This is a genomic window from Roseospira visakhapatnamensis (assembly GCF_014197915.1).
GTDB lineage: Bacteria > Pseudomonadota > Alphaproteobacteria > Rhodospirillales > Rhodospirillaceae > Rhodospira > Rhodospira visakhapatnamensis.
Genome location: NZ_JACIGK010000068.1, coordinates 1 through 3,705 on the forward strand (window position 1 = coordinate 1; position 3,705 = coordinate 3,705).

The 3,705-nt window shown below is 68.6% G+C and carries 1 protein-coding gene; it reads right to left on the bottom strand.

Translation table 11 applies throughout. From position 1 onward, the window contains the following. A partial coding sequence (locus GGD89_RS19275; protein ID WP_184049065.1) for a phosphorylase family protein occupies positions 1-3,323 on the bottom strand: 3,323 nt, incomplete at its 3' end. Between the last annotated feature and the right edge of the window lie 382 nt (positions 3,324-3,705).

The following is a 3,705-nucleotide window of genomic DNA, read 5'->3' on the forward strand; positions in this document are numbered from 1 at the left end:
GCCCGGGGCTCGCCTGTCTCTGCGTCCCACAGGCGCAGGGTGCCATCGTCGCCGGCGCTGGCCAGCACGCGGCCGTCGGGCGACCAGGCGCAGGCCAGCACCCTATTCTCATGGCCTTTGAGGACCGCCCGGGGCTCGCCTGTCTCTGCGTCCCACAGGCGCAGGGTGCCATCGTCGCCGGCGCTGGCCAGCACGCGGCCGTCGGGCGACCAGGCGCAGGCGTTCACCGACCCACCATGGCCGGTGAGTGATACCAGACGGGTGCCGGAAGGCACGGTGGCGCCAGGCAAACGCAGGACAGCCGGTTCGGCTTTCGCCGACATAGGGCGCGGCCCGATCCCCTCATCCACCGCGCCGTACTGTATCTGCGTGCGATAGCCGCGCGCCCCGGTCCAGTCCGTGTCGTCCAGCGCGCAGCGGCGGAACACCGTCCCGGGCAGGCGCGCGCCGTCCAGGCGCGCGCGCCGTAAGCGGCAGTCCATCAATATCGCACGGTTCATATGCGCGTCGCTGAACGTGGCCCCGTCCAGGGTCAGATTGATCCATCGCGCCTCGCTGAGGTTGCAGCCCGCCAGTCGCGCCGGCCCCAGCGACCACCCCTCGGTCCCGCCGTCCAGGACCAGACCATGGAGGTTGGCCCCGCTGAGGTCGATTCCATGGAGGGTCGGGACCGGCCAGCCGCGTGCCCGGGCGCGCAGGGCGTAGGACAGCAGCAGTTCACCCGTGTGCGGACGGCGCTGGTGACGCCAGGCCTCGGCGCGGCGCAGGGCGTCGGGCGCCTCGGCCTCGGCGAACATCTGGCCGAGGAAGTCCAGCGTCTCCCGGCTGGGCACGCGCATGACCCAGCCCTCTGGCCGATCCTCGGCAGCAGCGCGATACAGAAAGTCGGCCAGGAAGAATTCCAGCAAGGACGTATGGGCGAAGCGGAAAGCGCTGCTTTGGCCGTCGTCGCGGCGACTGAGGAAGGTGGCGGTGCGTAGATCCTCTTCCAGTTGATCCACGGACATGGCCTGATAGCGGCGCAGGTCCGGCCGGCCCTCGCGCCAGTCGTGAAACCAGGCTTGCAGGTCCTCGGCGGGCAGTTCGGTGCGCCCGCCGGTCCACAGGTGGGCGGCCAGGTGGGCGACCAGCCGCATCTTGTGATCCGGCAGGATGCGGTGCTTGCCCTGGTCGCGCTCCAGCCAGCGCTGGGCCATGGCCCGGTACAGGGTCACCCCCTGGACGCGAAGACCGGCCGCGCGCCGCCGCTCGATCTCGGGAATGTACTCCGCCACCAGTTTCAGGGTGAAGGGACGCTCGGCCAGTTCCTCAAGGTTGTGCACCGAGCGGATGGTCTCCAGCACCCGTTCGGCTTCCAGGCCGGGTAGAGCGACCGACAGATAGGCCCGAATCTGCGCCTCGTCCCAGGGCAGCAGCAGTAGCGCGGCATAGGCCCGGGGTCCGAACTCGCCCCGTTCCTCCTGGGTGAAATGGGTCTGCTGGGCGCGCACCGTGGGGAAATAGGCGGTGCGACATGCGATGATGATCTTGAGGCGGCACGGACGGCCGGCGTCTTTTGCGCGGGCGCGGGCGTCCGCCAGCAGTTTCAGCAAGGCGTTGGTGAAGGTCTGGCCCTCGGTGGCGTCCAGCTTGACCAGGACCTCGTCCAGGCCGTCGAAGATCACCACCGCGCCCTGGGCGATCCAGTCGAACACGTTTTCCAGGGTGAAGGCGCCGCCGTCGCCCCGATCGTGCCAGCCGCGCTCTATGCAATCGGCCAGGGCCTCGGCCAGGGTCGGGACTCGCTCCTTGCGCAAGGTGACATGGCGCAGATCGAAGTAAAGGGGGATCGGTCCCGCACCCTCCCGCTGGCGGGTTTCCAGCAACTCTGTCGCCACCTGCTGGCAGGTGATGGTCTTGCCCATGCCATATTCCGCCAGCAGGGCGAGCAGGGGTGGGCCGTCCGCGTCGTCGATCCATTCGCGGATAAAGGGCAGAACCTCTTCGCCAGGCGTGTCGTCATGGCGGAGGGCTCGGGGCTCCAGGTCCTGTTTGTGAAGGCTGATGGGGCGCCCCGTCGCGCGGCACTGGAAGTGACCGTCGGGCAACCGCCGATGATCGGTCAGGAGAGCGTGCGGGACGATGGAGGCGCCGTCGAGGGGGTCCGAGAGGTTCGTCTCGTCCTCGTCGGGTCCGCCGTCGGACGGAGGTGGGGCGGCGGGGCCGGTGCCGCCCATCATCAGCAGGGCCTTCACGACCCGCGCGGCATGATCGGCGGCAAGGCGCTGGTCCTGATCCTTGGTGCGGGCGTCCTTGTTGCCGTCGGCGAAGTCGCAGATACCCTTGATGACCATCCAGTCGGTCCTGGTGCCACGGCAAGCCCGTTCAATGGCACTCCCTTCCATCTCGCCGCCCACCGCCTCCGGTTCGATGACCAGCAGGGCGTCGCGGCTGGGGCGGTGGTCGATCAGGCTGGCCCCGGACAACAGCGGCCCGAAGCGCAGGGTCGGCCAATCCGGGACCGACCGACACGTGTGGTCCAGAAGGTACAGCCGATTGAGAAGGGGCTCGCTGACCGGCGGGCGATCGCCGCGCGGGGTGCGGCTGCCGTCGGCATTGATGCGGGCACTGTCGTAGTCCCGCACACAGGTCGGGATCAGGACGTCGCCGACCCGTTGCTTTCCAGCATTGATGCCGAAGGCGATGCCGACGGCGATCACCGCCGCCGGCTTGACCTTCTTGATGGCGAAGGTGGTCGCGTCCCGGGCGTGGTGAGGCCCCTGGCGGCTGACCAGATGGTACACTTGGTAGGTGCCGTGCAGGCCGAGATCGGTGAGCGGGTAGGTGCCGCTGGCGTCCGTTCGCGGCGGAGTTTCGCCCGCGAAGCAGGCCATGACGGCCGCCGTTTCATGCTCGTTGAAGGTCATCAAGACGACCGGCGTGCCCATGACCAGGCCGCGTTGCGACGTCTGGCGCCGGCCTTCGGGCACCGCGTTGAGATCGCTGGTGTAGGCGGTGGCGGTAAGGGCCGCCTCGCCCTCGCACCACACCCACCGCTTGGCCGGACCGCCCTTCTTGTCGGTGGTGACCTTGACCGCCACGGGAATGTTGTGATCGCCGGCCGCTTTGTTCAAGGCCGTGAGCAAACGGTTCAAAGAGGCGTTGGCGCTGGCGGTGGTGCTGAGGGGGAACAGGGCGCCGTGCAGGGCCTTGACCTGCACCCGGCCGTCGTCGCCCATGGTTTCGATGAGCTTGCGGGTGAGGTCGGGGAGGCCTCCCGGCAGATGGAGAAGCGTCGCTTCCAGGTGCTTGCGGGCGAAGTACCGTGTCAGTGGTTCGGTCACGTCGGCCTCCCCTTTCGTGGATCGAGACGACGATCGTTCCACACACAGTCCGCTGCGGCAACGTTTTTTGATTGAATACGTTTGAAGTGAGCGAAGGTGACGTCGCGCTGGCCGCTAACGACCTGGAGTAGCACCCGTTTTTCCCGGGTCTTTCCGGATCGAGGCCAACGGCCCGTTGGCGAAGATCGGGCTGACGACTGCGTTGGCCCGATCGACTCGATGCCTGGAAAGGCGGGGCGGCGTCCGTGCGCTTGACGTCGGTGATTGGTCATTTTCTCACCGTGGGCCGTGGGAGGGGGCCGGCGCGGCGGTCCGGGGTCTGGCGGGGGCGCGGGTGCGCGGCGGCAGGCCGGCCCGTGTCAGGGCCTGGCGCAGGGACTGG